24 protein-coding genes, 4 tRNA genes and 1 pseudogene are annotated in these 25,868 nt (G+C 69.0%); 8 read left to right on the forward strand and 21 right to left on the reverse strand.

The genetic code is table 11. The annotated features are described in order from the left end of the window. Positions 1 to 102: 102 nt before the first annotated feature. Positions 103 to 1,476 carry a M20/M25/M40 family metallo-hydrolase gene (locus EV662_RS07520; protein WP_132461536.1) on the forward strand — a complete coding sequence of 458 codons (1,374 nt, stop codon included), beginning with the start codon at positions 103 to 105 and terminating at the stop codon, positions 1,474 to 1,476. Positions 1,477 to 1,523: 47 nt separating this feature from the next. On the opposite strand, the pseudogene EV662_RS07525 reads toward EV662_RS07520, so the two are convergent. From EV662_RS07525 to EV662_RS07550, 6 genes and pseudogenes are all read right to left on the reverse strand, one after another. Then, positions 1,524 to 3,062: pseudogene (locus EV662_RS07525) on the reverse strand (alkaline phosphatase D family protein). Positions 3,063 to 3,297: 235 nt separating this feature from the next. Beyond that, entirely contained in the window at positions 3,298 to 3,525 is a 228-nt protein-coding gene (locus EV662_RS07530) for an RND transporter (protein ID WP_132461537.1), read from the reverse strand. 31 nt (positions 3,526 to 3,556) lie between these two features. Then, positions 3,557 to 3,633, reverse strand: a tRNA-Asp gene (locus tag EV662_RS07535). A 29-nt stretch (positions 3,634 to 3,662) separates the two neighbouring features. Beyond that, positions 3,663 to 3,739 (reverse strand) — tRNA-Asp (locus EV662_RS07540). A gap of 201 nt (positions 3,740 to 3,940) precedes the next feature. After that, positions 3,941 to 5,638: an adenine deaminase gene (gene ade, locus EV662_RS07545; protein WP_132461538.1), complete on the reverse strand. Its 1,698-nt coding sequence runs from the start codon at positions 5,636 to 5,638 to the stop codon at positions 3,941 to 3,943. Between the two features lie 83 nt (positions 5,639 to 5,721). Continuing rightward, a tRNA-Val gene (locus EV662_RS07550) sits at positions 5,722 to 5,797 on the reverse strand. A gap of 158 nt (positions 5,798 to 5,955) precedes the next feature. On the opposite strand from EV662_RS07550, the gene EV662_RS07555 reads away from it, so the two are divergent. Continuing rightward, positions 5,956 to 6,174 carry a hypothetical protein gene (locus EV662_RS07555; RefSeq protein WP_132461539.1) on the forward strand — a complete coding sequence of 73 codons (219 nt, stop codon included), beginning with the start codon at positions 5,956 to 5,958 and terminating at the stop codon, positions 6,172 to 6,174. A 122-nt stretch (positions 6,175 to 6,296) separates the two neighbouring features. Here the strand turns inward: EV662_RS07555 and EV662_RS07560 are convergent. The 4 genes from EV662_RS07560 to EV662_RS07575 form a co-directional block, all read right to left on the reverse strand. Beyond that, positions 6,297 to 6,371: transfer RNA gene (locus EV662_RS07560), tRNA-Val, on the reverse strand. A 401-nt stretch (positions 6,372 to 6,772) separates the two neighbouring features. Continuing rightward, on the reverse strand, positions 6,773 to 9,181 hold the full coding sequence (gene lon, locus EV662_RS07565; protein WP_132461540.1) for an endopeptidase La: 2,409 nt from the start codon (positions 9,179 to 9,181) through the stop codon (positions 6,773 to 6,775). A 163-nt stretch (positions 9,182 to 9,344) separates the two neighbouring features. Then, positions 9,345 to 10,487 (reverse strand): Hint domain-containing protein, encoded by a 1,143-nt coding sequence (locus tag EV662_RS07570; protein WP_132461541.1) that lies wholly within the window; start codon positions 10,485 to 10,487, stop codon positions 9,345 to 9,347. 10 nt (positions 10,488 to 10,497) lie between these two features. Beyond that, on the reverse strand, positions 10,498 to 11,121 hold the full coding sequence (locus tag EV662_RS07575) for a Fic family protein (protein ID WP_132461542.1): 624 nt from the start codon (positions 11,119 to 11,121) through the stop codon (positions 10,498 to 10,500). Positions 11,122 to 11,290: 169 nt separating this feature from the next. Between EV662_RS07575 and EV662_RS07580 the strand changes: the two genes are divergently transcribed. Then, positions 11,291 to 11,725 (forward strand): hypothetical protein, encoded by a 435-nt coding sequence (locus EV662_RS07580; protein ID WP_132461543.1) that lies wholly within the window; start codon positions 11,291 to 11,293, stop codon positions 11,723 to 11,725. Between the two features lie 22 nt (positions 11,726 to 11,747). Here the strand turns inward: EV662_RS07580 and EV662_RS07585 are convergent, their stop codons facing one another. Both EV662_RS07585 and tgt read right to left on the reverse strand, forming a co-directional pair. Beyond that, positions 11,748 to 13,223, reverse strand: a complete 1,476-nt coding sequence (locus EV662_RS07585) for a leishmanolysin-related zinc metalloendopeptidase (protein WP_132461544.1) — start codon at positions 13,221 to 13,223, stop codon at positions 11,748 to 11,750. A 142-nt stretch (positions 13,224 to 13,365) separates the two neighbouring features. Then, positions 13,366 to 14,496 (reverse strand): tRNA guanosine(34) transglycosylase Tgt, encoded by a 1,131-nt coding sequence (tgt, locus tag EV662_RS07590; RefSeq protein WP_132461545.1) that lies wholly within the window; start codon positions 14,494 to 14,496, stop codon positions 13,366 to 13,368. 72 nt (positions 14,497 to 14,568) lie between these two features. Here tgt and rimK point away from each other — a divergent pair, with 72 nt between their 5' ends. Next, a complete protein-coding gene (gene rimK / locus EV662_RS07595) occupies positions 14,569 to 15,981 on the forward strand; it encodes a 30S ribosomal protein S6--L-glutamate ligase (RefSeq protein WP_132461546.1) in 1,413 nt (470 codons plus the stop codon). A 194-nt stretch (positions 15,982 to 16,175) separates the two neighbouring features. Here the strand turns inward: rimK and EV662_RS07600 are convergent, their stop codons facing one another. Both EV662_RS07600 and EV662_RS07605 read right to left on the reverse strand, forming a co-directional pair. Continuing rightward, on the reverse strand, positions 16,176 to 16,571 hold the full coding sequence (locus tag EV662_RS07600) for a phasin family protein (RefSeq protein WP_132461547.1): 396 nt from the start codon (positions 16,569 to 16,571) through the stop codon (positions 16,176 to 16,178). Between the two features lie 50 nt (positions 16,572 to 16,621). Continuing rightward, positions 16,622 to 17,761 (reverse strand): alpha-D-ribose 1-methylphosphonate 5-triphosphate diphosphatase, encoded by a 1,140-nt coding sequence (locus EV662_RS07605; protein ID WP_132461548.1) that lies wholly within the window; start codon positions 17,759 to 17,761, stop codon positions 16,622 to 16,624. Between the two features lie 79 nt (positions 17,762 to 17,840). On the opposite strand from EV662_RS07605, the gene EV662_RS07610 reads away from it, so the two are divergent. Then, positions 17,841 to 18,530 (forward strand): DUF1045 domain-containing protein, encoded by a 690-nt coding sequence (locus EV662_RS07610; protein WP_132461549.1) that lies wholly within the window; start codon positions 17,841 to 17,843, stop codon positions 18,528 to 18,530. On the opposite strand, the gene phnN is transcribed toward EV662_RS07610, so the two are convergent. The 4 genes from phnN to EV662_RS07630 form a co-directional block, all read right to left on the reverse strand. After that, the gene (gene phnN, locus EV662_RS07615) at positions 18,512 to 19,054 is read right to left on the reverse strand and encodes a phosphonate metabolism protein/1,5-bisphosphokinase (PRPP-forming) PhnN (protein ID WP_132461599.1); all 543 of its coding nucleotides are present in this window, start codon (positions 19,052 to 19,054) and stop codon (positions 18,512 to 18,514) included. The two genes, EV662_RS07610 and phnN, sit on opposite strands and share 19 nt — an antisense overlap. 2 nt (positions 19,055 to 19,056) lie before the next feature. Continuing rightward, positions 19,057 to 19,737, reverse strand: coding sequence for a phosphonate C-P lyase system protein PhnL (gene phnL, locus EV662_RS07620; protein ID WP_132461550.1), 681 nt, complete (start codon positions 19,735 to 19,737; stop codon positions 19,057 to 19,059). Between the two features lie 61 nt (positions 19,738 to 19,798). Continuing rightward, on the reverse strand, positions 19,799 to 20,605 hold the full coding sequence (gene phnK / locus EV662_RS07625; protein ID WP_132461551.1) for a phosphonate C-P lyase system protein PhnK: 807 nt from the start codon (positions 20,603 to 20,605) through the stop codon (positions 19,799 to 19,801). Next, complete coding sequence (locus tag EV662_RS07630) at positions 20,602 to 21,462, reverse strand: alpha-D-ribose 1-methylphosphonate 5-phosphate C-P-lyase PhnJ (protein WP_132461552.1); 861 nt, start codon at positions 21,460 to 21,462, stop codon at positions 20,602 to 20,604. The genes phnK and EV662_RS07630 overlap by 4 nt, the downstream gene beginning before the upstream one ends. Positions 21,463 to 21,516: 54 nt before the next feature. On the opposite strand from EV662_RS07630, the gene EV662_RS19495 reads away from it, so the two are divergent. Next, positions 21,517 to 21,663 carry a hypothetical protein gene (locus tag EV662_RS19495; RefSeq protein WP_165915549.1) on the forward strand — a complete coding sequence of 49 codons (147 nt, stop codon included), beginning with the start codon at positions 21,517 to 21,519 and terminating at the stop codon, positions 21,661 to 21,663. 7 nt (positions 21,664 to 21,670) lie between these two features. On the opposite strand, the gene EV662_RS07635 is transcribed toward EV662_RS19495, so the two are convergent. From EV662_RS07635 to phnG, 3 genes are read right to left on the reverse strand one after another with little or no spacing between them, the layout of a single operon-like run. Continuing rightward, positions 21,671 to 22,759: a carbon-phosphorus lyase complex subunit gene (locus EV662_RS07635; protein WP_132461553.1), complete on the reverse strand. Its 1,089-nt coding sequence runs from the start codon at positions 22,757 to 22,759 to the stop codon at positions 21,671 to 21,673. Continuing rightward, positions 22,759 to 23,328: a phosphonate C-P lyase system protein PhnH gene (gene phnH / locus EV662_RS07640; protein ID WP_132461554.1), complete on the reverse strand. Its 570-nt coding sequence runs from the start codon at positions 23,326 to 23,328 to the stop codon at positions 22,759 to 22,761. The genes EV662_RS07635 and phnH overlap by 1 nt, the downstream gene beginning before the upstream one ends. Positions 23,329 to 23,331: 3 nt before the next feature. Next, positions 23,332 to 23,778, reverse strand: coding sequence for a phosphonate C-P lyase system protein PhnG (gene phnG, locus EV662_RS07645; RefSeq protein WP_132461555.1), 447 nt, complete (start codon positions 23,776 to 23,778; stop codon positions 23,332 to 23,334). Positions 23,779 to 23,879: 101 nt separating this feature from the next. On the opposite strand from phnG, the gene phnF reads away from it, so the two are divergent. Further along, complete coding sequence (gene phnF / locus EV662_RS07650; RefSeq protein ID WP_132461556.1) at positions 23,880 to 24,590, forward strand: phosphonate metabolism transcriptional regulator PhnF; 711 nt, start codon at positions 23,880 to 23,882, stop codon at positions 24,588 to 24,590. Positions 24,591 to 24,675: 85 nt separating this feature from the next. After that, positions 24,676 to 25,857, forward strand: a complete 1,182-nt coding sequence (locus EV662_RS07655) for an alpha-D-ribose 1-methylphosphonate 5-triphosphate diphosphatase (protein WP_132461557.1) — start codon at positions 24,676 to 24,678, stop codon at positions 25,855 to 25,857. Positions 25,858 to 25,868: the final 11 nt, after the last annotated feature.

Below are 25,868 nucleotides of genomic sequence, written 5' to 3' on the forward strand. Positions count from 1 at the left end.
CACCGACCCTAGCGCGGCCACCGCACCCCGGCCACCCCTCTGGACAGGCCTCGCGCGCCTGTTAGGCTCCGCCCCCGATCACCACCAGCGGAGCCCTGCCCCATGACCCTCGACGCCGTGCTCGCCCGAATCGATGCCGACCTGCCCCACGCGCTCGACCGGCTAATGGCCCTGATGCGTATTCCCTCGATTTCGACCGATCCCGCGCATGCCGCCGATTGCGCCGCCGCCGCCGACTGGCTGGCAGAGGACCTGCGCGCCATCGGTTTCGACGCCCACCCCCGCCCGACACCCGGCCACCCGATGGTGATGGGCCATGGCGGCACCGCGGGCCCGCGCCTGCTGTTCTATGGCCATTACGACGTGCAACCCGTCGACCCGCTGGAGCTGTGGCACCGCGACCCGTTCGACCCCGCAATCGAGGACACGCCCCGCGGCCGGGTGATCCGCGGCCGCGGGTCCAGCGACGACAAGGGCCAGTTGATGACCTTCGTCGAGGCCTGCCGCGCGTGGAAGGCCGTTCACGGCACCCTGCCCGCCCGGATCACCATGTTCTTCGAGGGCGAAGAGGAATCGGGCTCGCCCTCGCTGGTGCCCTTCCTGAAAGAGAACGCCGCCGACCTGGACGCCGATATCGCCCTGATCTGCGACACCGGCCTTTTCGCCGAGGGTACGCCGGGCATCGTGACCATGCTGCGCGGATTGCTGGGCGAAGAGATCACCATCACCGGCCCCGCCAAGGACCTGCATTCCGGCATGTATGGCGGTGCCGCGATGAACCCGATCCGGGTGCTGGCCCGGATCATCGCCGCCCTGCATGACGAAAACGGGCGCGTCACGGTGCCCGGTTTCTACGATGGCGTGCCGGACTTGCCCGAAGAGGTGGCGCGGCAATGGCAGGGGCTGGGTTTCGACGCGGCCGGGTTCCTGGGCGAGGTGGGCCTGTCCGCGCCCGCGGGCGAAAAGGACCGCACGCCGCTGGAAATGATCTGGTCGCGCCCCACCTGCGAGGTCAACGGGATCTCGGGCGGCTACACCGGTGCGGGGTTCAAGACCGTGCTGCCGTCCAAGGCCTCGGCCAAGATCAGCTTCCGCCTCGTGGGCCAGCAGGACCCGCTGAAAATCCGCGAGTCTTTCCGCGCGATGGTCCGTGGCATGCTGCCCCCCGATTGCAGCGTCGACTTCCATGGCCACGGCGCCTCGCCCGCAGCCCAGATGGCGATCGGCGATCCCGCCTTCGAAAAGGCCCGCACTGCGTTGTCCGAGGAATGGCCCAACCCGGCCGCCTTCATCGGCTGCGGCGGCTCGATCCCGGTGGCGGGCTATTTCAAGGATATCCTCGGGCTCGACTCGATGCTGATCGGTTTCGGCAAGGATGACGACGCGATCCATTCCCCGAACGAGAAATACGACGTCGACAGCTTTCACAAGGGCATCCGCAGCTGGGCGCGCATCCTCGCCGCCCTCGCCGCGTAAGACCCGCGGCGGGCGGGACCAACGCCCCGCCCGCCGCGCGCCCCGCCTCAGGCCATGACCGGCGCGATCTCGGTCGACCACAGCACCTGATCGGCCACGTCCATCAGGCTGACCGTCATCACACCCGTCCGCGCCGAGATATCCACCTTGCCAAAGAACTGCAGCCCGTCCGATGGCGGCAGGTTCACGCCCTGCTCCGGGCTCGGCGCCTTGGCGAACCGGACCTCGGGGCCGAAGGTGTTGTCATAGTCGTTCGGCCCGAAGGTGCCCGCATGCAGCGGCCCCGAGACGAATTCCCAGAACGGCTCGAAATCCTGGAACGTGGCGCGCTCGGGGCTGTAGTGATGCGCGGCCGTTTAATGCACATCCGCCGTCAGCCAGACGGTGTTCTTCACCCCCGCATGCTTGATGAACGCCAGGATCTCGGCGATGTCGTGCTCGCGCCCGCGCACTGGCCCGTCGCCATTGGCGCCGTTCTCGAAATTCTCGCCGTCGCGCACGATCGTCCCGATCGGCATGTCCGACGCGATCACCTTCCAGGTCGCGGTCGAGGCCGCCAGTTCCCGCTTCAGCCACGCCTTCTGCTCGGCGCCCAGGAAATCGGTGGCGCTCGTCTCGTCATTCGCCGTGTTGTCACCGCGATAGGTCCGCATGTCGATGAAGAAAACGTCCAGAAGCGGCCCATAGGCCACCTTGCGGTAGACCCGGTAGGGCTCGGTCAGGTTCGACCGGATCGGCAGCATCTCGTGGAACGCCCGCATCGCCCGCGACGCCAGAAGCGCGGCCGATTTCTCGGTATAGCGGTCATCGGCGGCCAGCATCTCGTTCGGATACCAGTTGTTGGTCACCTCGTGGTCGTCCCACTGGTACAGCACAGGCACCATCGCGTTGAAGGCACGCACATTGCCGTCCATCATGTTGTAGAGATACTGCTTGCGGAACTCGTCCAGGGTTTCGGCCACCTTTTCCTTTTGCGGAATCATCACGTTGCGCCAGGTGGTGCCGTCCTTCAGCGCGACCTCGGGCAGCAGCGGGCCATCGGCATAGACGGTGTCGCCGGAATGGATCATGAAATCGGGATTATGGCCCAGCATCGTGGCATAGGTCCGCATGCCGCCGCGCGATTCGTCGATGCCCCAGCCCTGGCCCGCGGTGTCGCCCGACCAGACAAAGCTGATGTCGCGCAGCCCCGCCGGTGCGGTGCGGAAATGCCCGGTCACGGGTTCGGACGTCGCCGCCAGGTCGGTCAGGTCCGCCATCGTCACCCGGTAAAAGATGTCCTGGTCCGACGGCAGCCCCGCCAGCGCCAGCTTGCCGGCGAAATCGGTGGGCTCGCCCACCGGCAGGGCCTGCACCCGGCGCGCATCGGCAAAGCTGTCGGTCGTGGCCCATTCCACCTGTATCAGGGCCGGGCGGTCGGCGCGGGCCCAGACCACCGCACCGTCATGCGTCACGTCGCCCGACTGCACGCCATGGGCGATCTCGGGCCGGCTGGCGGCGCGGCTAAGCGCGGGAATCGCCAGCGCCGAGGTCAAGGCGGCCGTACCGGCCAGCGCGGCGCGGCGGGTGATATGAATGCCGGTCATGGAAAGCTCCTTGCATGGGGTTGAACCGGCAGGAGCCTAGCCGCGCAACGTCTCAGCCACGCGGCAGCTGCGTGACAGCGTGGTAAACTGCAGGTTGCAGACTCGTGACAGCGACACGCGCGCGATCCGGCGCACGCCATCGCGGCCGGGGGCTGCCGCGCCGCGCGGCACGCGCGGCGCCCGGCCCAACGGGACGCGGCGGCCCCGCCGCCAAGGACGGGCGGGAGCCGCCCCCTTACCCGCCCGGGCGCCGCGCCATCCGCGCGATCTTGATCATCAAAAGCGCCCAGGGCGCCCCATGCAGGCACAGGTCGAAGATGTCGACCCCGCGCCGCAAGTCGCCTGCCGCCAGCATCTTCAGCTTTTCCCAGACATGCGGTTCCGGCGTGAACGGGGCCAGGCCCAGCGTCAGCGCCATGATGACCGCCAGCGACAGCGGCAGCTCGTCCAACAGGCGGGCCATGCGATCTCCGTCTCGGGCTGTGGGGAAGGAGTGGCGCGGTTGACGGGGCTCGAACCCGCGACCCCCGGCGTGACAGGCCGGTACTCTAACCAACTGAGCTACAACCGCGCATTTCGCGGGGCGGATCGGACGGGCGGTGGCGCGGTTGACGGGGCTCGAACCCGCGACCCCCGGCGTGACAGGCCGGTACTCTAACCAACTGAGCTACAACCGCAGCGCCGTCCGGGCGCGCCCGGCGTGACGTGGCTTTTAGGCAAGCCCAGAGGCCGCGTCAAGCGCCTCCCGGCGCGAAGTCGAGGATTTCCGATCGCACCGGCCAAAGCCGCCCCCGCCACCCGGTCCAACCCGCCCCGACCACGCGCCCTGCGGGACCGCCCGCCACCCGCCGGACCGCCCTTCGCCACTTCGGCGCGGCTCAGCCGAGAATCTCGAACCGCTCCACGTCGACCATGCCCCGGTCGGTGATCTTCAACGCCGGGATCACCGGCAGCGCAAGAAAGGCAAGCTGCAGGAACGGTTCCTCCAGCACCACGCCCAGCGACCGCGCCGCCGCGCGCAGGTGGTCCAGCCGCGCCTCGACCATCTCGAACGGCTCCAGGCTCATCAGCCCCGCCACCGGCAGCGGCAATTCGGCCAGCACCGTGCCCTGCCCCGCCACCACGAACCCGCCCTCGATCTCGCTCAGGCGCGTCGCGGCACGCACCATGTCCTCGTCCGAACTGCCCACCACCACGATATTGTGGTGATCGTGACACACGGTCGAGGCGATGGCGCCGTCGGTCATCCCGAATCCACGGACGAATCCCACCGCGATATTGCCGTTGATCCCGTGGCGCTCCACCACCGCGATCTTGGCCAGATCACGGGCCGGGTCGGCGCGTTTCTCGCCCTCCTCGGGGGCGATCTCCTCGACCAGGTGTTCGGTCAGGATCTTGCCTTCGAGAATCCCGATCACGTGGGTCTCGGCGGTATTCGACGCCGCCCGGAAACTCTCGGCCGTCAGCGCCGGCGCCCTGACCGACCCACGCCCCACCGGCGCGATCTCGTCGCGGGCGTCGAAGGCCGCGTCGTCCACGACGCGCCCGCCCGCGATCACCAGTTCCGCCCGGCACTCGGCCAGGTCGCCCAGCGCCACGATATCGGCCCGCCGCCCGGGCGCCACCAACCCCCGGTCCTTCAGCCCGAACGCCTCGGCCGCCGACAGCGACGCCGCGCGGTAGACTGCCAGCGGGTCGCTGCCCTGCCCGATCATCCAGCGGATCATGTGATCCAGATGGCCGTATTCGGCGATGTCCAGCGGGTTCCGGTCATCGGTGCACAGGCACATATAGGGCGCGGTGCGTTCGCTCAGCAACGGGCGCAGCGCGGCCATGTCCTTGGACACGGACCCCTCGCGGATAAGCACCCGCAACCCCCGCTGCAGCTTTTCCTTGGCCTCTTCGGCCGAGGTCGCCTCGTGCTCGGTACGGATGCCCGCGGCCACATAGGCGTTCAGATCGCGCCCCGACAGAAGCGGCGCGTGCCCGTCGACATGGCGACCCCGGAACGCCTCCAGCTTGGCCAGAACGCCCGGATCCCCCGCCAGAACGCCCGGATAGTTCATCATCTCGGCCAAACCGATCACGCGGGGATGATCCATCAGCCCCGCCAGCTCCTCGGCCCCGATCCGCGCGCCCGCCGTCTCCATCTCGGTCGAGGGCACGCAGGACGACAGGTTCACGCGGATGTCCATCACCGTGCGGGCCGAGGCTTCCAGGAAATACTCGATCCCCGGCACGCCGATCACGTTGGCGATCTCGTGGGGGTCGCAGATCGCGGTGGTGATCCCGCGCGGGGCGACGCAGCGGTCAAATTCGAACGGCGTGACCAGCGAGCTTTCGATATGCAGATGCGTGTCGATGAAACCCGGCACCAGCGTCAGCCCGGTCACGTCGATCACACGGTCGCCGTCATACGCCGCGCCGATGCCCACGATCGTGTCGCCGCAGATCGCCACGTCGCCCGGGATCGTCTCGCCGGTGACAAGGTCCAGCACCGCGCCCCCTTTCAGCACCAGGTCGGCGGGCGTCGCGCCGCGCCCCTGCAGGATCAGATCGGAAAGCGGACGGGCCATCGGCGACTCCCTCTTGGCGGTTTCGGCCAGCCTCGCAAGCGTGGATCACGGGATCAAGACGAAGCCGCCCCGCACGGGGGCCATGGTGGGCGATGAGAGACTCGAACTCCCGACATCCTCGGTGTAAACGAGGCGCTCTACCAACTGAGCTAATCGCCCTCGGGCCAGCCTTTAGACCGGGGCGGGGCCGCGCCGCAAGTCCTGCGGCGAAAATTCCGCCGCCCGTGAACGGGTCATTAACCACTCTCCCTGTTTCCTCATGGATGCCCGATTTCCGCCAGATTGCGCGGAAATCCTGACGGCAGGAGGACGTGCCCATGGCAATTGCATTCGTTCTGTTTTCGATCCTGACCGGTGGTGTCTCCGCGGGCATGGCCGCGATCGCGTGGGATGCCGGGCTGGTCGGCACGCTTCTGGCCTATTGGGTGGGTGGCATGGCGGGCGCGATGGCCCTGATCACCCTGGCCGCGCTGCGCCCCGAACCCAGCGCACAGCCCGCCCGCAATCGATCCAACGCCTCGCACGCGCCCATTTGACCCGACAACGCCGCCGCGGCGCGGCCGCAATGGCCACGTGCGTCACCTTCTGGCGATCTCCGGCATTCCCGACACCCGAAATGCAAAAAGGCGCCCCATGGTGGAGCGCCTTTTCGGAATTCTGGTGGGTGATGAGAGATTCGAACTCCCGACATCTTCGATGTGAACGAAGCGCTCTACCACTGAGCTAATCACCCGTGGCGCGCTTCTTAGCGGTCCTCCGCCGGCTCTGCAAGGGGGCTGATGACGGTTCCGGCATTCGCATCCGACACGGCCGCATCCTCGCCGAGTCCCGGCCCCGACAGAGCGCCTGCCATCGGCCTTGACGCCACGCGCCGCGGGCCTTGCCCGGCGGTGCCAGGCACAGGGTCTCCCGCTGGACAGGGCCTGTACCGCCGCCCCACGGCGCCTTGGTCCTGGAACAGGTCCGCCCCCGCGGGAATCGGTATCCCTGTTCATCTGCCGGCGCCCCCCCGGGTCATGCGCGACAGGCCTTCGGCGCCCGGGCCCCGCCCCTGGACGCGGCGCAGACCACGACCGCCAAACGCAAAAGGCGCGCCGCAACCGGCGCGCCTTTCCGAACGCGGCCCCCAGGGGCTCAGTGCGCGATCTGTCCCGCCGCGTCGCCGGCCGAAGAGGCGGCGGCCTGGGCTGCGGCTTCCTCGGCGGCCTCGTCCCAATCGATCGGTTCAGGCACCCGGACCAGCGCATGTTTCAGCACGTCACGGACATTGCCGACGGGGATGATCTTCAGCCCTTCCTTCACGTTGTCGGGGATCTCGGGCAGGTCCTTCTCGTTCTCTTCGGGGATCAGCACCGTCTTGATGCCCCCACGAAGGGCGGCCAGCAGTTTTTCCTTCAACCCGCCGATCGCCAGGACATTGCCGCGCAGGGTCACCTCGCCGGTCATCGCGATATCCTTGCGCACCGGGATGCCGGTCAGCACCGACACGATGGACGTCACCATCGCGATGCCCGCGGACGGGCCATCCTTGGGCGTGGCGCCTTCGGGCACGTGGACGTGGATGTCCCACTTCTCGAACTTGGGCGGCTTGACCCCGATCTCGGGCGCGATCGAGCGCACGAAGCTCGACGCCGCGTCGATCGATTCCTTCATCACGTCGCCCAGCTTGCCGGTGGTCTTCATCCGGCCCTTGCCGGGCAGCTTCAGCGCCTCGATCGACAGCAGGTCCCCGCCCACCGACGTCCAGGCCAGCCCCGTGACGACGCCCACCTGGTCCTCCTTCTCGGCCAGGCCATAGCGGTACTTCTTGACGCCCAGGTACTCTTCCAGAACGTCCGGCGTGATCGTGACCTTGTCGGTCTCCTTCTTGATCAGCCGGGTCACCGCCTTGCGGGCCAGCTTGGCGATTTCGCGCTCCAGGTTCCGCACGCCCGCCTCGCGGGTATAGCGGCGGATCATCTCGGTCAGCGCCTCGGGCGTCAGCTCGAATTCCTTCGCCTTCAACCCGTGGTTCTTCATCTGCTTGGGCACCAGGTGGCGCACCGCGATCTCGCGCTTCTCGTCCTCGGTGTAACCGGCCAGCGAGATGATCTCCATCCGGTCCAGCAGCGGGCCGGGCATGTTGTAGGAGTTCGCCGTCGTGATGAACATCACGTTCGACAGGTCGTATTCCACCTCCAGGTAATGGTCGACGAAGGTCCCGTTCTGTTCCGGGTCCAGCACCTCCAGCATCGCGCTGGCCGGATCGCCCCGGAAATCCTGACCCATCTTGTCGATTTCATCCAGCAGGATCAGCGGGTTGGTCGACTTGGCCTTCTTCATCGCCTGGATGATCTTGCCCGGCATCGAGCCGATATAGGTGCGCCGGTGGCCCCGGATCTCGGATTCGTCACGCACACCGCCCAGCGAAATGCGGATGAATTCGCGCCCCGTCGCCCGCGCGACCGACTTGCCCAGCGACGTCTTGCCCACGCCCGGCGGGCCGACAAGGCACAGGATCGGCCCTTTCAGCTTTCGCGACCGTTGCTGCACGGCCAGGTATTCGACGATCCGTTCCTTGACCTTTTCCAGCCCGAAATGATCCTCGTCCAGAACCGCTTCGGCGCGGGACAGGTCCTTTTTCACGCGGGTCTTCACGCCCCACGGGATCGACAGCATCCAGTCCAGGTAATTGCGCACGACCGTCGCCTCGGCCGACATCGGCGACATCGACTTCAGCTTCTTGATCTCGGCCTCGGCCTTTTCCCTGGCCTCTTTCGACAGCTTGGCGGCGGCCACGCGCTCTTCCAGTTCGGCGATCTCGTTCTGGCCCTCGTCGCCATCGCCCAGTTCGCGCTGGATCGCCTTCATCTGTTCGTTCAGGTAATACTCGCGCTGGGTCCGCTCCATCTGGGATTTGACGCGGGTCTTGATCTTCTTCTCGACCTGCAGAACGCTCATCTCGCCCTGCATCAGGCCAAAGACCTTTTCCAGCCGCTCGGCGATCACCAGCGTTTCCAGCAGTTCCTGCTTCTGCGCGACCTCGATGCCCAGGTGCCCCGCGACAAGGTCGGCCAGCTTGTCCGGCGTCCGGGTTTCGGACACCGTGGCCAGCGCCTCTTCGGGGATGTTCTTCTTGATCTTGGCATAGCGCTCGAATTCCCCCCCGACCGAGCGCAACAGCGCCTCGACCGTGGCCTCGTCGCCCAGTTCCTCGGCCAGCAGGTCGGCGCGCGCCTCGAAGAAGGAGTCGTTTTCCAGGAACTCGGTGATCCGCACGCGCGTTTTGCCCTCGACCAGGACCTTGACGGTCCCGTCGGGCAGCTTCAGCAGCTGCAGCACATTGGCCAGCACGCCGGTGCGGTAAATCCCGTCGGTCGTCGGTTCGTCGACCGCGGGGTCGATCTGGGCCGACAACAGTATCTGCTTGTCGTCCTGCATCACCTCTTCGAGGGCGCGGACGGATTTTTCCCGGCCCACGAACAGCGGCACGATCATGTGGGGAAACACCACGATGTCGCGCAGCGGCAGGACGGGGAAGGAATGGCTCAGTTGCTCGTTCATAAGATTTCCCTGGTCTGGCAAGAGGGCGCCGGCCCCGCTTGGCGGCAGCTCCCGGCCCTCTCCGGTCTGGCCCAATATCTGGGGTGCGATGCCCCTTATTCAACCAGACCCGTTGCAACTTGGCGACAGCATGCCTGTCCCCCGGGTCCGGTGCAAGCGCACATTAGACGCAATTGGGCGGTTTCGCGGCGCCGCTGTCGGGTTCCGCGCCGGCCGCCGTCGCCAACGCCAGCGACGCCATCGGCACCGGCCCGTCCCACAGCGGGCGGTTGTTCTTGCGGTGGCGCTGCACCAACCGGCGGGCGCGGGCGCGCTCGGCGAAGGGGCGCGCGCGTTGCTGCGGCCCGTCCAGCATCGCGGACAGCACATGCGCCAGGTCCGGGCCCAGGAACCGGCACGCCTCGGGGCCCAGCCACAGCGATTCCGCCCCCACGCCCTCGGCCAGCAGGATCGCGTGATCGGGCAACAGCAGATGGACGAAAACCGTCTCGCCCACGACCGGCGCCTCGCGGATGCCGGGCAACCCCTCTAGCTGCGCCGCGGCGATCAGCACCTCGGCGCTGCCGAACATCCGCGCCGCGACCGGGCCGCGGATCAGCACCCGGTGCTGGCGCGAAACACGCAGCGGGCATTCGGGCAGCGATCCGGCCAGTGCCCCCGGCCCGATCTCGATGGCGCGCAGGCGCCGGTCGGCGATTGCGGCGGCGGCGCCGACGCGCGTCTCGCCCGCCCACAAAACCGGTTCCACGCCGCCATCCAGCGTCAGCACCGTGTCGCCCGGGCGCAACGTCTCGACCCTGCGGGGGCCCGCCGGGGTCGCAACGCGCGTGCCCGCCACAAAGCAGACCACAAAGCTGATCTCGTCGTCGCTGTCCCCCGCCGACTCGTCGATGAAGGTGACCGCGCTCATGCTCAGGATCTCGACATCGCCGAATTCCGACGGGTCGACCGCATCCTGCGGCATGAAGAAATAGCGCGCGTCGCCACCGCCCTCGGGCGTCGCCTCGATCACGTGCCCGGAATAGGTCACGCCTTCGAAATCGTAGGTGACCTCCCACAGGCCCGTGGTCGCATAGGTGGTGCCGTCGATGGTGGCCGGATTGGTGATATCCGTCGTGGCCGTGCCGATGTAGAAGCCCGCCGGATGGGTGATCGTGCCTTCGCTGCCGATACCGTCATCGGCGACCTCGGCGGTATGTTCGGTTCCCAGGAAGTCGATCGACATGTTCGGACTGGAGGACGGCCCCAGCACGTCGCCCACCCCGGGCAGGTCCGCGATTTCCAACAGGTCGTAAAAGGTCGCCATGCCCGACCCCTCAGCCCGCCGCCCGCGGGTCGGCGAAATAACGGTCCATGAAACGGTCCATCATCTGTGGCGCCCGCCGCGCGCCGAGCAGCGACATCGACAGCCCCGCGCCATAGGGCCGGGCGTCCAGCGTCCAGCGCGGCGACAATGGCAGGTCCAGCAGCGCCGCCCCCCGCCGGAACAGGATGCGCGCCACGCGCCCGTTGCCATCCATATAGGGGTGGATCAGCAGGAATTCGGTGAAGATCGCGACAAGCTCGGCCCGCGCCCGGTCGGGTGCCGGCAGATCGCCCAGCAACGCCCCGATCCGGTCGGACAGCCGCGCCATCCGGGCCGCCACCGCCTCGGGCGGGCAACCGGCGGTGACGATCGGCGCCCCCGGCAGCGGCATGCGCATGGCCACATGTTCGCCCACGCCACGGTACCGGCCCGCGGAACCGGCCTGCGCGCGACCCGCACGCCCCGCGTTCAAGCCTCGTCCGCCCCGGTATCGCCCCAGCAACCGGTGAAGCGGGCGCGTATCGCACAACAGCGCCACCTGCCCGGCCCGTGGGCGACAGGCCAGCAACGCCTCGACCCGCGCGGCGGGCAAGCCCTGGTCTGGAACGGCGACAGGCACGAACGGGTTCGACATGCCCTTCGGTCTAGGTCAGATCCCGGAACAAACGGTTAACCCTGAAAGGCCCGGCACGGGCGTGGTGGCCGGCCGGGCCCGCATCCCCGCACGCGGTGCTTTGCAATCCCGTTCGGTTTGCCGCATGGCGCGGAATTGGCTATTCTCGAATGATATATGGAATTTTTCCATGGCCACCGCGTTGGCCGGTTTTTTGCAATGGACGAGTTTTATGGCGCAGTTTTTTTTCGCGGTCGCACTTTTCATGGCGCTTCCCGCATTTGCCGACGAGCCTGCCTTCGCCACCTACGCGATCTCCAGCAGGCATCCCGACGTCCGGGGGGGATATTCACTCGGCGGTTATTCGGAAAGCCGGGTGCTGGATTTCCTCAGGCGGGATTGTCGCGGGCCTCTGGGGCTGCTGATCCTTGCGGGCAAGCCCCAACAAAAGGGCGATTACCTGGTGCAGAATTTCAAGATCGCCTGCCCCGACGGACTGGCGGAACGCTATCCCAGTTCGATGGCCGCGATCACCGTGCGCCGGCAACCCGACGGGCGCGACCTGGCCGAGGTATTTACCCTCGACGCGACCGGGCGCATGGTCATGCTCAGGGAATACCGCTAGCCGCGCCCGCCGCCGCAGCCCGTCAGGCGAACAGGAAATCGTCGGTCAGCTGCGGAATTGCCGCGCCGGGATCGCCGGCATCGAAGATCGTCTCGTATCCCATGTCTTCCAGCGACGCGACCGTGACCGCGGACAGGTGGTTGTCGTAATCGATATACCCCGTCATCAGCTCGGTCTCGAACAGCGCCTCGTCCCAATGGCCGCCCGCGGTGCCCGCACCGCCGTCCAGTTCGATCGGCACGCCGAAATCGGAGAACACGTCCAGCGCCGCGAGATCGGCGTAGTCGGTGTTGTAGGCCAGGGTCGCGTTTTCGCCGGTGAAACGGTAATCGCCCCCCGAAACCGATCCCGAGGTCAGCCCCAGGTAATCCCACAGCACGCCGAAGCCCGTGACATGCAGCATTTCATGCAACGCGATGTCGTCGAACAGGCCGAGGCTGTCGAAATACTCGGCATCCGCGCTGTCGAACTGCATGATCCCCTCGGTCGGCAGGAAATAATCCTCTGCCGTGCCGCGCACATAGGTCGGCCCCGCCATGCCCAGGATACCGCCGCTGCCGTCGATCACGCCAAGCTCGGCCTCGATGCGGAGATCGTCGATCCCGCCGATGTCCAGCACGTCACCGGTAATCAGCGTCGAGATGTATTCGCTGGCCTCGATGAAGGCTTCCTGCAGCGCCGTCGTCCAGCTGCCGACGAAGACCAGTTCGATATTGTAGTCGCTGAAAACGCCATAGGTGCCCAGGCCGCTGGTATAGCTGGTCAGCACCTCGGTGGGCGGGGTGTAGGTCACGACCGGGTCATCGGCCGGGGCGGGCTCTTCCGGGGCGACGCTGTCCGTGACCGTGTCGCCATTCTCGGGCGCGGCAGGCGGATCGGCCGGCGCGTCGCCGCCGGTATCGGGCGCGGTGCCTGTCTCGCCGCCGGTCTCCTCGGGCATCTCCGCGCTGTCGTCCGGCGGGGTATCGGTGCCGCCTTCGGTTTCGGGGGCGGGCTCCTCCGCGGTGCCGGTCTCGGTGTCGGGGGCCGCGTCGGAGCCTTCGGCAGGGTCGCCATCGCTCCCCGGCTCTGCCCCGGTGTCAGTCGCGGTGTCCGTGCCCGTGTCAGTCCCGGTGTCCGTGCCCGTGTCGGGCGCAATGTCCGTTCCCGCATCGGTTCCCGTGTCGGCCCCGTCGTCGGGGACGGTCGGGGTCGCGGCGCCATCGTCGTCGCTCGCCGCCTTGTCGCGCTTGCCCCCGCCGCGGCCGCCCTCTGCCTTGTCGGCCTTGCTGCGCCCGCCATCCGTATCGCGCGCCTTGGCGCCACCGCGCGCCGACGCGGCGGCCCCGTCGAACAGGCGCATGTCGTCCCGGCCCGCGCCATGCACCGGTCCCGCGGCCACCTCTGCCGCGGCCCGGCCCGGATGGCCGCCCCCCGGCGCCCCCATGTCGAAGTCGAAAATGTCGGCCCGGCCCGGACCGAACCCGTCGAAGATGTGATCGGGGATCGATTTGCGCATGGGACTCTCCATGTCCTGTGGGCCCCGAACGGGGCACCTGTCCACGGGTGGGTTAGCCGGGAACTGGGGCGACAACATGGTTCCGGCTGGGCGATACGCCGCGCCGGGGAAACAGGCTGTTTCGCCGCCCAAAGTCCCCCGGCTAAAGCGGTGGCAGGTCGCCCTCGGCGCGCCCGGCGTGGAAATCCGCCTGCCAGGCCTCGAACCGGCCCTCGGCGATGGCCGCGCGCATGCCCGCCATGATCTCCTGGTAGTAATGCAGGTTGTGCCAGGTCAGCAGCATCGAGGCGATGATTTCCTGCGCCCGGAACACGTGGTGCAGGTAGGCGCGGGAATAGTTCCGGCAGGCCGGGCAGGTGCAGGCCTCGTCGATGGGGCGCGGGTCGTCCTGGTGGCGGGCATTCTTGATGTTCAGCGCGCCGCGCCGGGTAAACACCTGCCCCGTCCGCCCCGACCGCGTGGGCAGCACGCAATCCATCATGTCGATGCCGCGCGCGACCGCGCCCACGATATCCTCGGGCTTGCCCACCCCCATCAGGTAACGCGGCTTGTCCTCGGGCAGGAATCCCGGCGCGTAATCCAGCACGCCGAACATCGCCGCCTGCCCCTCGCCCACGGCCAGCCCGCCGACGGCGTAGCCGTCGAACCCGATCGCCTTCAGCGCCGCGGCCGATTCCTCGCGCAACTCGGGCGTCACACCGCCCTGCATGATCCCGAACAGCGCGTGCCCGGGCCGGTCGCCGAACGCCGCCCTGGACCGTTCGGCCCAGCGCATCGACAACCGCATCGCGCGCGCAACCTCGTCGTCGGTGGCGGGCAGTGCCGGGCATTCGTCGAAACACATCACGATGTCCGAGCCCAGCAGGCGCTGGATCTCCATGCTGCGCTCCGGCGTCAGCTCGTGTTTCGAGCCGTCGATATGGCTCTTGAAGGTGACGCCCTCCTCGGTCAGCTTCCTCAGCCCCGCCAGGCTCATCACCTGGAAGCCCCCGGAATCGGTCAGGATCGGCCGCTCCCAGTTCATGAACCGGTGCAACCCGCCCAGCCGCGCCACCCGCTCGGCCCCGGGGCGCAGCATCAGGTGATAGGTGTTGCCCAGCAGGATATCGGCCCCCGTCGCCGCCACGCTGTCGGGCAGCATCGCCTTGACGGTGCCCGCCGTGCCCACCGGCATGAAGGCCGGCGTGCGGATCGCGCCCCGCGGCGTCGTGATGACACCGGTTCGCGCTTTGCCATCCGTTGCCTTAAGGTCGAAGTTGAACGCCGCCGTCATATCTGGTCTCGCCTCTTGGGGCCAAAGACGCGTTCTTAGGCGATTCTGTCAGAATTCCAAGGAGGCACCCGCATGGCCGACATCCCCGACCCCGCAGACCAGCCCTTCCGCCTCGGCTGGGAGGAATGGGTGGCGCTGCCCGGTCTCGGCCTGCCGGCGATGAAGGCCAAGGTGGACACCGGCGCCAAGACCTCGGCGCTGCACGCCTTCGACATCGAACCGTTCGGCCCGGCCAGCCGGCCCAAGGTGCGCTTTGCCGTCCACCCGATCCCCGGGCGCGAGGACCTGTCGATCCCCTGCTCGGCCGAGGTGATCGACCGGCGCGAGGTCACATCCTCGAACGGCGATTCCGAATGGCGCTACGTGATCGCCGCCGAGATCGCGGTGGGGAACCGGCGCTGGCCGATCGAACTGACCCTGACCCATCGCGGCGGCATGGCCTACCGGATGCTGCTGGGCCGCCAGGCGCTGGGCGAGGATGTCGTCGTCAGCCCCGGCGACAGTTTCTGCCAGCCGAAACTCTCCTACGACGTCTATCACACCGCCAAGGTGCGCAACGTCGCCCCCTCCCGCGTGCTGCGGATCGCGGTTCTCAGCCGCGAGGCGACGAATTATTCCACCGCCCGGCTGGTCGCCGAAGGCGAGGCCCGCGGCCATGTCGTCGAGGTGATCGACACCACGCGCTGCTACATCGCACTCGACGCGCTGTCGCCCGATGTCCATTACGACGGCAAACGCCTGCCGCGCTATGACGCCGTGATTCCGCGTATCGGCACTTCGGTCACCGCCTATGGCACCGCGGTGATCCGCCAGTTCGAAACCATCGGCACCTATTGCGTGAACGGGTCCGAAGGGATCACCGCCAGCCGCGACAAGCTGCACGCCCACCAGATCCTCGCGCGCCACCGCATCGGCATGCCGATGACCGCCTTCGCGGCCTCGCCCAAGGACACGAACAACCTCATCTCGCTGGTGGGCGGCGCGCCGCTGATCGTCAAGCTGCTGGAATCGACGCAAGGCAAGGGCGTCGTTCTGGCCGAAACCAAGAAGGCCGCCGAATCCGTGATCTCGGCCTTTCGCGGGCTCAAGGCGTCGTTCCTCGTCCAGCGTTTCGTCAAGGAAGCGGCGGGCGAGGATATCCGCTGCCTCGTCGTCGGCTCCAAGGTCGTCGCCGCGATGAAACGCACCGGGGCCGAGGGCGATTTCCGCTCGAACCTTCACCAGGGCGGCCAGGCCGAGGCCGTCAAGATCACCCCGGCCGAACGCGAGGTGGCGGTCAAGGCCGCCCGCGCCTTCCGTCTGAACCTCGCGGGGGTCGACCTGTTGCGCTCTGCCGAAGGGCCGAAGGTGCTCGAGGTGAATTCCTCGCCCGGGCTGGAAGGCATCGAAAAGGCCTCGGGCAAGAACATCGCCGGGCTGCTTTACGACCAGATCGAAAAGCGCGTGCGCCCGGTGCCGATGCCCAAGGGGCGGCGGCGCAAATAGCCCGCCGCCCGGTCAGCACCGCCCGGCGCCGCGGGCGGCCACCGGTGCGGAACGTCGGACGCGGCGGTCGCTGCGGAACGTCGGACGCTGCGGGCGGCGGGCGCTGCGGGCCGCGCTCTGCTCGCCGCGACGGCGGGGCTTTAGGGACGCGCCGCGTGCCGCTGACGACCGGCCTGCGCCACCGGCCCGGCCGCTCAGCGTTCGCCTGCCATCCGCCGCCGGGTCACCTCGCAGGTCTCGGCGGTCATCCGGGCCAGCCTGCCCGCCTCGTCGGTGCAGGCCGCGATCTTGGCCCCAAGGTAACTGGCGGGCAGGTCGGCCAGTTGCTCGGGGTTGCGGGCGCGCGCCAGCCGGCCCAGCGCCTCGACGTCGCGGCGCGCCTCGTCGCGGGCAAAGGCGGCCATCTCGCTGGCCGTGCGCGCCGCGTGATCCAGCATCGCCGCCCCCACCCAGGCCATCAGGCCGAACCCTTCCGCCTGCGCCCTCAGAACGGCGTCAAGCGGCGAGGCGGCGGGCGCGTCTTGCGGTTCGGTCGGCATCTCGGGCGGCTCCGGCAGGCTGTCACATCGCGGCGCAGAATAGGCCAGCACGCCCCCGCCGTCAAAGCCCAAGCCCCCGTTATCGCACCGGAATACCCGGCTCAGGCCACGCGCACGCCCTGCACCCAGCTGCCCCGCACCACCGGCGCCCCATCGATCCGCGCCACCCGGATCAGATCGCCCCGCGCCCCCGGTTCGATCCGCCCCCGGTCGGGCAGATGCGCGGCGTCCGCCGGGGCCCGCGTCACCGTCGCGATCCCGCGCGCCATGTCGCCCCACAGATCGCCCAGCATCAGCCCGGCCATCAGCAACGCGCCGGGCACATAATCCGAAGACACGATGTCCAGCAGGTCCAGCTCGGCCAGCTCGCGCGCCGAGACATTGCCCGAATGCGACCCGCCCCGGATCAGGTTCGGCGCCCCCATCATCACCGCGATGCCATGCCCGCGGCAGGCCAGCGCCGCCTCGACCGTCGTCGGGAACTCGGCCAGCTTGATGCCCAGCCCCGCCGAGACCTCGACATGGCCCGCGGTCGTGTCGTCATGGCTGGCCAGGATCGCACCATAGCGCCGCGCTTCATCGACGGCGGCGCGTTCATGCGCCGCGCCATTGCGTTCGCGCAACTCGCGCAGGTTGGCGACGTGCTCGATGAACTCGGCCTCCGAGAAATTGTTCTTCCCCATCACATAGGCCTTCAGTTTCGAGATGTCGCGGAACTGGCGCTGGCCCGGCGTGTGATCCATCAGGCTGACGATGCCGACGCGGTCCTCCGGGCCGAACTCGGCCATCTCCTCGGCCAGGGTCTCGGAACAGACCTCGGCGCGCAGGTGCAGGAAATGGCTGATCCTCAGCGCCCCGTGCGCCCGCAGTTCCAGCAATTCGCTGGCCAGCCGGCGCGCATAGGCCCGATAGCGCGCCTTGCCAGACGGGATCGACCCCACCCGCATCGCGTCGAACACCGTGGTGATCCCCACGCCGGCCAGTTCCGCGTCATGGCCGACGATGGCCGCGGCATGGGGCCAGTCGACCGCCGGGCGCGGCTGGATATGGCGTTCCAGGTTGTCCGTGTGCAACTCGATCAGCCCCGGCATCACCATGTCGCCGGCGCAATCCACGGCACCCGCGGGCACGCCGGTGCCGGGGTCGATCGCGGCGATGCGGCCCTCCGACACGCGCACCGCCCCCCGCACCGTTTCGCCCGGCAGCACCAGGGTCGCATTCGCCAGCACGATCTCAGACATGGCTCTTTCCTTGATGGCTGCCGCGGATTGGGGCAGGACTATCGGCGCAGGATTTCGTTAACGGGACCCGGAGCGAGGCATGGAAGGCTATACGCGCTACGCGATCTACTACGCGCCCGAACCGGGGCCGCTGGCCGATTTCGGCGCGGGCTGGCTGGGCTGGGACGCCGAGGCGGGCCTGCCGCGGGCGCATCTGCGGCTCCAGGGCCTGCCGCTCAAGATCGCGGAGCTGACCGAAACGCCCCGCAAATACGGGTTCCACGCCACGATCAAGCCACCCTTCCGGCTGGTCGAGGGCAGCGATATCGGGGTGCTGCACCGCTCGGCGGCCGCGCTTGCCGGCCAGCTCAAGCCGGTGTTGCTGGACGGGCTGCAGATCTCGCGCCTGTCGGGCTTTCTCGCGCTCACGCCCCGCGGCGACACCCGCGCGCTGGACGCCATGGCCGGCAGCGTGGTCGAGGCGCTGGACGGGTTCCGCGCGCCCCCCACCCGCGCCGAACTGGACCGCCGCGACCCCGACCGGCTGAGCGCCCGCCAGCGCAAGCTGCTGGACCGCTGGGGCTATCCCTACGTGATGGAAGATTTCCGCTTTCACCTGACGCTGACCGGCCCGCTCAAGGACGCCGAGGCCGAACGCACCCGCGCGGTGCTCTCGCCCGTGCTCCAGCCGCTGATCGACCGCCCCCTGCGCATCGCCAGCCTGTGCCTGTTCGGCGAGGCCGAGGATGGCCGCTTTCACAACCTGCATCGTTACACCCTTTCCGGCTGAAGCGCGTCCAGGAACGCCGCGACCGCGTGTTCCAAGGCCCCGTCATTGGAAACCCGCGTGACCCGCAACCCCTCGGGCAACGCGTAATCCGCCCGGCCCAGCCGCGCCGCGATATCCTCGGCGCTCTCGCGCCCGCGCCCGGCCAGGCGCTCGGCCAGCGTCTCGGGCCGGGCGGTGACATGCAGCACGCGCAGCCCCGGATACCGCGCCGCCGCCGCCCCCAGCACCGCGCGCGACCCGTTGAACAGCACGTCCCGCCCCAGCACCAGTTCCCCGTCGATCGCCGCGGGTATGCCATAGCTCAGCCCATGCGCCCGCCAGTGCAGCGCAAAGGCCCCGACTGCGCGCATCCGCTCGAACGCCGCCGCGTCGACCGCGTCGAAAGCCTCGCCCCCGGCATCGGCGGGCCTGGTGATGACCCGGCGCGCCAGCACAAGGTCGGGCCGCCGCGCCCAGGCCGCCGCCATCAGCGTGTCCTTGCCCGCCCCCGAGGGCCCCACCACCGCGAACAGCCGCCCCACCACCATCACGCCGCCCTCGGCGCAAAGACCGACACGTCCACCGCCCGGTCGCAGACCCGCGCCCGCGCCTCGGCATCGTGAAAGATACCCAGGATCGCCGCTCCCCGCGCCTTGGCCGCCTCGATCAGGCCCAGCACCACCTCGCGGTTCACCGGGTCCAGGCTGGCCGTGGGTTCGTCCAGCAACAGCGCGGGGTAATCGTGGGCAAAACCGCGCGCGATGTTCACCCGCTGCTGCTCGCCCCCCGAAAAGGTCGTCGGGCTCAACCCCCACAACGCCTCGGGAATGTTCAGCCGCGCCAGCAACGCCTCGGCGCGCGCCCGCGCCGGCTCCGGCGCCCAGCCCACCGCCAGCAGCGGCTCGGCCACAACGTCGCGCGTGGCCACCCGCGGCACCACCCGCAGGAACTGGCTGACATAACCCAGCGTGTGACGGCGCAACGCCACGATCTCGCGCGGGCTGGCCCGCACCACGTCCAGGCCGCCCACCACGATCCGGCCCGCCTGCGCCAGGTAATTGCCATAGACCATGCGCATCAGCGTCGACTTCCCCGCCCCCGACGCCCCGGTCAACGCCACGCATTCCCCCGGCGCGACGGCCAGCGAGGCCCCCGCCAGGACCTCGATGACCGCACCGCCCTGGTTGTGCAGCGTGAAACTCTTGCCCGCCCCCTCGATCTCGATCATCCGCCCTGCCCTTTTTCTTGGCCCAAATACTCAAATCCCGCCCGTGCCACAGGCCCCGCGATCAAACCTGCAGCACCGAACTGACCAGCAGCTGGGTATAGCCATGCTGGGGATCGTCCAGCACCTGGTCGGTCAACCCGCTTTCCACGACCCGCCCGCCCTTCATCACCATCAGCCGATCCGCCAGCAGCCGCACCACCGCCAGGTCATGCGTGACCACGATCGCCGACAGGCCCATGCCGCGCACCAGCCCCCGCATCAGGTCCAGCAGCCGCGCCTGCACGCTGACATCCAGCCCGCCGGTGGGCTCGTCCATGAACACCAGCCGCGGCCCCGTGACCAGGTTGCGCGCGATCTGCAGCCGCTGCTGCATCCCCCCCGAGAACGCCGAGGGCCGGTCGTCGATCCGGTCGGCCGCGATCTCGACCCGGTCCAGCCAGTCCAGCGCCTGCGCCCGGATGTCCCCGTAATGCCGGGCGCCCACCGCCATCAGGCGTTCGCCCACATTGCCGCCCGCGCTGACCCCCATGCGCAATCCGTCGCGCGGGTTCTGGTGCACGAAGGCCCAGTCGGTGCGCGCCAGCATCCGCCGCTCGGGCTCGCTCATCCTCAGCGTGTCGACCGGACCGGCCCCGCGCGTGTCGAAGATCACCTCGCCCGCATCCGGCGCCATCTGACCGGCAAGGCAATTCAGCAGCGTGGACTTCCCCGACCCGCTTTCGCCCACGATCCCCATCACCTCGCCGGGATACAGGTCGAACGAGACATCGGCACAGCCAACCCGCCCGCCATAGGTTTTCGACACGCCCCGCACGGCCAGCAACGGGGCAGCCTTGCAACACCCCTGCGACGGGTCCTGCACACTCATGCCCCGCCCTCCTTGCCCACATGGCCCGCCGCGCGCCGCCCCGCGCAGAAATCCGTGTCGGAACAAACGAACATCCGCCCGCCCGCATCATCGACGATCACCTCGTCCAGATAGCTGCCCTCGGCCCCGCACAATGCGCAGGGATGATCGGCCTTCGTCGCCTCGAACGGGTGGTCCTCGAAATCCAGGCTGACGACCCGGGAATAGGGCGGCAGCGCATAGATGCGCTGTTCCCGCCCCGCGCCGAACAGCTGGATCGCCGCCATTTCCATCTTGGGGTTGTCGAACTTGGGGATCGGCGAGGGGTCCATCACGTAGCGCCCTTCGACCCGCACCGGATAGGCATAGGCCGTCGCGATCTCGCCATGCCGCGCGATATCCTCGTACAGCTTCACATGCATCAGCCCGTATTCCTCCAGCGCATGCATCTTGCGCGTCTCGGTCTCGCGCGGTTCCAGGAACCGCAGGGGTTCGGGGATCGGCACCTGGTAGACCAGGATCTGCCCCTCGCCCAGCGGCGCCTCGGGGATGCGGTGACGTGTCTGGATCACGCTCGCCTCGCCCGTGCGCGTCGTCGTGGCCACCCCGGCGGTCTTCTCGAAGAACTTGCGGATCGAGACCGCGTTGGTGGTGTCATCCGCGCCCTGGTCGATCACCTTCAGCGAATCGGCGGGCGTCAGCACGGCCGCGGTGACCTGTACGCCGCCCGTGCCCCAGCCATAGGGCATCGGCATCTCGCGGCTGGCAAAGGGCACCTGGTAGCCGGGAATGGCCAGCGCCTTCAACAATGTCCGGCGGATCATCCGCTTTGTCTGCTCGTCCAGGTAGGCGAAATTGTATTGCTCGGTTTCTGTCATCTTCCCGCCCCAATTCGCTGAGACACCGGATGGGCACAGACGATGGAGCCCCCCATGTTCGACTGGATCGCCACGATCACCTTCGACCAGATCGCTCTTTCCCTCGTGACGGTCGCCCTGCTGCGCGACGGCATGGTGCTTGCCCTGCCCGATCGTATCGCCGGCCCCGGCGGCTGGCTGATCGACACCGGCGAGGAATAGGCGCGCCTCATTCCGCGGCCTCCCGGGTGCCCGCTTCGGCGGCCTCGGCCCTGATCCGGCGCACCAGTTCCAGTTCCGACTGGAAATCGACGTAATGGGGCAGCTTGATATGCTCCAGGAACCCCGACGCCTGGATGTTGTCGGCATGGGACAGCACGAATTCCGCGTCCTGCGCGGGCGCGCCCATGTCGTCCTCGCCCAGTTCCTCCCAGCGCAGCGCCCGGTCCACCAGCGCCATCGAGATCGCCTTGCGCTCCGAATGCCCGAAGGCCAGGCCATAGCCGCGGGTGAATTGCGGCGGCTCGGTCTTGGACCCCGCGAACTGGTTCACCGTCTCGCATTCGGTCAGCACCACCTCGCCGATCTCGACCGCGAACCCCAGCTCGGGGATCTCCATCTCGACCGCGACGCAGCCCACGCGCAACTCCCCCACAAAGGGATGGTTGCGCCCGTATCCGCGCTGGGTCGAATAGGCCATCCCAAGAACGAACCCCTCGTCGCCGCGGGCCAGCGATTGCAGCCGCAACGCCCGGTTGGCGGGAAAATCCAGCGGCGCGCGGGTCAGGTCGGGCGGCACCTCGTCCGACGGCGCCTCGGGCTGGATCAGCCCGTCCCGGTCCAGGAAGTCGGTGATCCGCGGCATCGGCGCCGTGCGCGGTTCGGCCTGCGGCGCCTCGGCAATCTCGGCGCCTGCGGCCAGCATGAAATCCAGCAACCGGTGGGTATAGTCGAAGGTCGGCCCCAGCACCTGCCCGCCCGGCGCATCCTTGAACGTGGCCGAGATGCGCCTATCGCAGGCCATCGCGCCGGTGTCCACCGGCTCCGACGCGCCCAGACGCGGCAGCGTCGTGCGATAGGCCCGGATCAGGAAGATCGCCTCGATCAGGTCGCCGCGCGCCTGCTTGATCGCCAGCGCCGCAAGGTCCGGGTCATACAGCGATCCCTCGGCCATCACCCGGTTCACCGCCAGCGCCAGCTGCTCGCGGATCTGCGCAACGCTCAGTTCCGCGACCGAGGGATCGCCCCGCCGCTCTTCGGCCAGCCACGCATGCGCGTTGTCGATGGCCCGTTCCCCGCCCTTGACCGCGACATACATCAGCCCGCCTCCACCTTGGTCGTGCGGGGCAGCGCGGCGATGCGCGCGCCCGCGGTGAACAGGAAATCCAGCCCCAGCGGGAACAGCGCGGCATTGGCGCGGAACCCCGCGACCTCGGGCAGGCCAAGCCGGTGCTCGGTCTCGATCCCCGGCCCGGTCAGCCGCGCCCCCGCCGGCACCAGCGCCGCCATCTCGACGATCAGCGTGGCCGACCGGTCGGGATAATCCGGCTGGCCGATGCGCCAGTCGTCCAGCGGCAGCAACGCCTGCCAGCCCCCCACCGCGAAACTGGCCTCCGCGCGCCCGCACAACGGCGCGCCGGTGTGAAACGTGATCCAGTCGCGCAGATCGGCGGTGTCATGCCCGCCCGCCAGGTGCACCGGCGTCGTGCCATCCGCCAGCACCAACAGCGCCGTGCCCGCCGCCACCGACAGCGGCGCGGGCGGGGCGGCCCCCGCGATGTCGAAGATGCGGCCGGGCCGCGCCATCGCCTCCAGCATCGCGCGGAACGCGATCGCCGCCGCGCGCGGGGCGTCGTCGAACCCGCCGGTCAGCGCCTGAACCTGCATCGCTCAATCCTCCCCGCGCACCATGGTAAAGAACTCGACCCGCGTCGCCGCCGCCCGCGCGGCCCGCGCCCGGCGCGCCGCCTCCATCTGCGCGGCCAGCGGTGTCAGGACCCGCTCGCGGCAGTCCTCGGCCCGCTCCGTCTGCATCACCGCATCGACCAGCGCGGCCTGCCGCGCCTTGGCCTTGTCGCGGCCCTGCACATAGGCGTGGCCGACCGCGCCGCCGTCGGCCAGCCGCAGCGCACAGCGCGTCACCGTCATCTCGCCCAGGTTGAAGGCCGCGCCCGTGCCGCCCATCCGCCCGCGCACCATCACGCCGCCGGTTTCCGGCGGCCGCAGCCAGGTAAAGGCCGGCTCCTCCCCGAAGGCGGTCCACACCTCGTCCAGCGCCTTGGCCGGCGCCCGGGCCAAAAGCCCCATCCATTCCTGCCGCGTGTCATGTCCGGTCATTAGACAGCTTGCCGATTTGTCTAGATTTATATACAACTAGACAAATCGTTACGCGGGTCATGCGAGTCGCGCAAGACGGCAGTCGGTGAAGTTTTGATGACATGGGACGACAGGCGCTCTGGACCGCGATCGCGGCGACGCTGAGGGGCGAGATCGGCACCGGCCGCTACCGCCCCGGCGACAAGCTGCCCACCGAGGCAGACCTCGCGCAGCGCTTCGGCGTCAACCGGCACACGGTGCGCCGGGCGCTGGCCGCGCTGGCCGAGGACGGGTTGACCCATGCGCGGCGCGGCGCGGGCGTCTTCGTCGCGGCACGGCCCACCGATTACCCCATCGGCCGCCGCGTGCGGTTCCACCAGAACCTGCGCGCCGCCGGGCAGACCCCCGAGAAGAACCTGCTCCTGGCCGAAACCCGCGCCGCCGACCCGCGCGAGGCCGCCGCGCTGGACCTGCCGCCCGGCGCGCCCGTCCATGTCTACGAAGGCGTCTCGCTGGCCGACGGCGCGCCCATCGCGCTGTTTCGCAGCGTGTTTCCCGCCGACCGCCTGCCGGGCCTGCTGAAGGCGCTGACCGAAACCCGCTCGGTCACCGCGGCACTGGCGCGGGCGGGGGTGGCCGACTACACCCGCGCCTCGACCCGGCTGACCGCGAAACTCGCCTCGCCCACCCAGGCGCTGCACCTTGCCCTGCGCGAGGGCGCGCCCATCCTGCGCACGGTGGCCATCAACGTCGATGCCCAGGGGCGGCCCGTCGAATACGGCCACACCTGGTTCGCGGGCGACCGGGTCAGCCTGGTGGTAACGCCCGACTGACCCGCACCGCACGCGACCCCGGCCTGTCATACCGGCGATACAGACCGCGGTTATCCACATATCCCGACAGCAACCGAACGGACCGATGCACCCCTATCTGCCCCCCCTGCGATTCACCGGCGCGACCGTCCTGCGCGAGGGCGAGTTGCAGGCGCGTTCGCTCGCCATCGCCGATGGGCGGATCACCAAGGGACCGCTGCCCGAGCTGGACCTCTCGGGCTACCTGATCCTGCCCGGCATCATCGACCTGCACGGCGATGCCTTCGAACGCCACGTCACGCCCCGGCCCGGCGCGCCCTTCGCCCTGGGGATCGGGCTTGCCGCGACCGACCGCGAGGCGGCGGCGAACGGCGTGACGACCGGCTGGCTGGCACAGGGCTGGTCCTGGGAGGGCGGCCCCCGCAGCCCCGACCAGGCCGAGGCGCTGCTGGCGGCGCTGGATGCCTACCGGCCGCAGATGCTGACCGACCTGCGCGTGCAGATCCGCTGTGAAACGCATCTCGTCGACAGCGGCCCGCGCCTGCTGGACACGGTGCGGCGCCACCGCGTCGGCTATGTGGTGTTCAACAACCATCTCGACGAAATCACCGAGATGGCCCGCGACCGGCCCGACCGCGTGGCCCACTGGGCCGCCCAGGCCGGGTACGACACCGAGGATTACCTGACGCGGGTCAAGGCCGCGCTGGCCCGCGCCGGCGAGGTGCCGCGCCACCTGTGCCGGCTGGCCGATGCCTTCGACACCATGGGCGTGCTTTATGGCAGCCATGACGACCCCGACGGCGAGACCCGCGAACGCTTTTCGATGATCGGCGCGCGGATCGCCGAATTCCCGTTGACCCGCCGCGCCGCGGCCGCCGCCAAGGCGATGACCGACCCGGTCCTGCTGGGGGCACCCAACGTGGTGCGCGGCGGCTCGCAATCGGGCAACGTCTCGGCCCGCGACCTGATCGCCCAGGGCCTGTGCGATGCGCTGGTGTCCGACTATTACTACCCCGCGCTCGCCCATGCCGCCTGGCGGCTGGTCGATGACGGGCTGATGGACCTGCCGCGGGCATGGGCGCTGATCTCCGAGAAACCGGCCGAGATCCTGCGCCTGCCCGACCGCGGGCGGCTGGATTACGGGCGCCGGGCCGATTTCTGCGTGGTCGACGCGCGCACCCGCGCCATCGAGATGACGGTGGCCGGTGGCCGGCTCAGCTTCGTCGCGGGCGAAATCGCCCGCCGCCTCGCGTCACGGATCAGCGCACTCGACATGGCCGCGGAATAGCAGGCCGGAAA

Source organism: Rhodovulum marinum, assembly GCF_004343075.1.
Taxonomy (GTDB): domain Bacteria; phylum Pseudomonadota; class Alphaproteobacteria; order Rhodobacterales; family Rhodobacteraceae; genus Rhodovulum; species Rhodovulum marinum.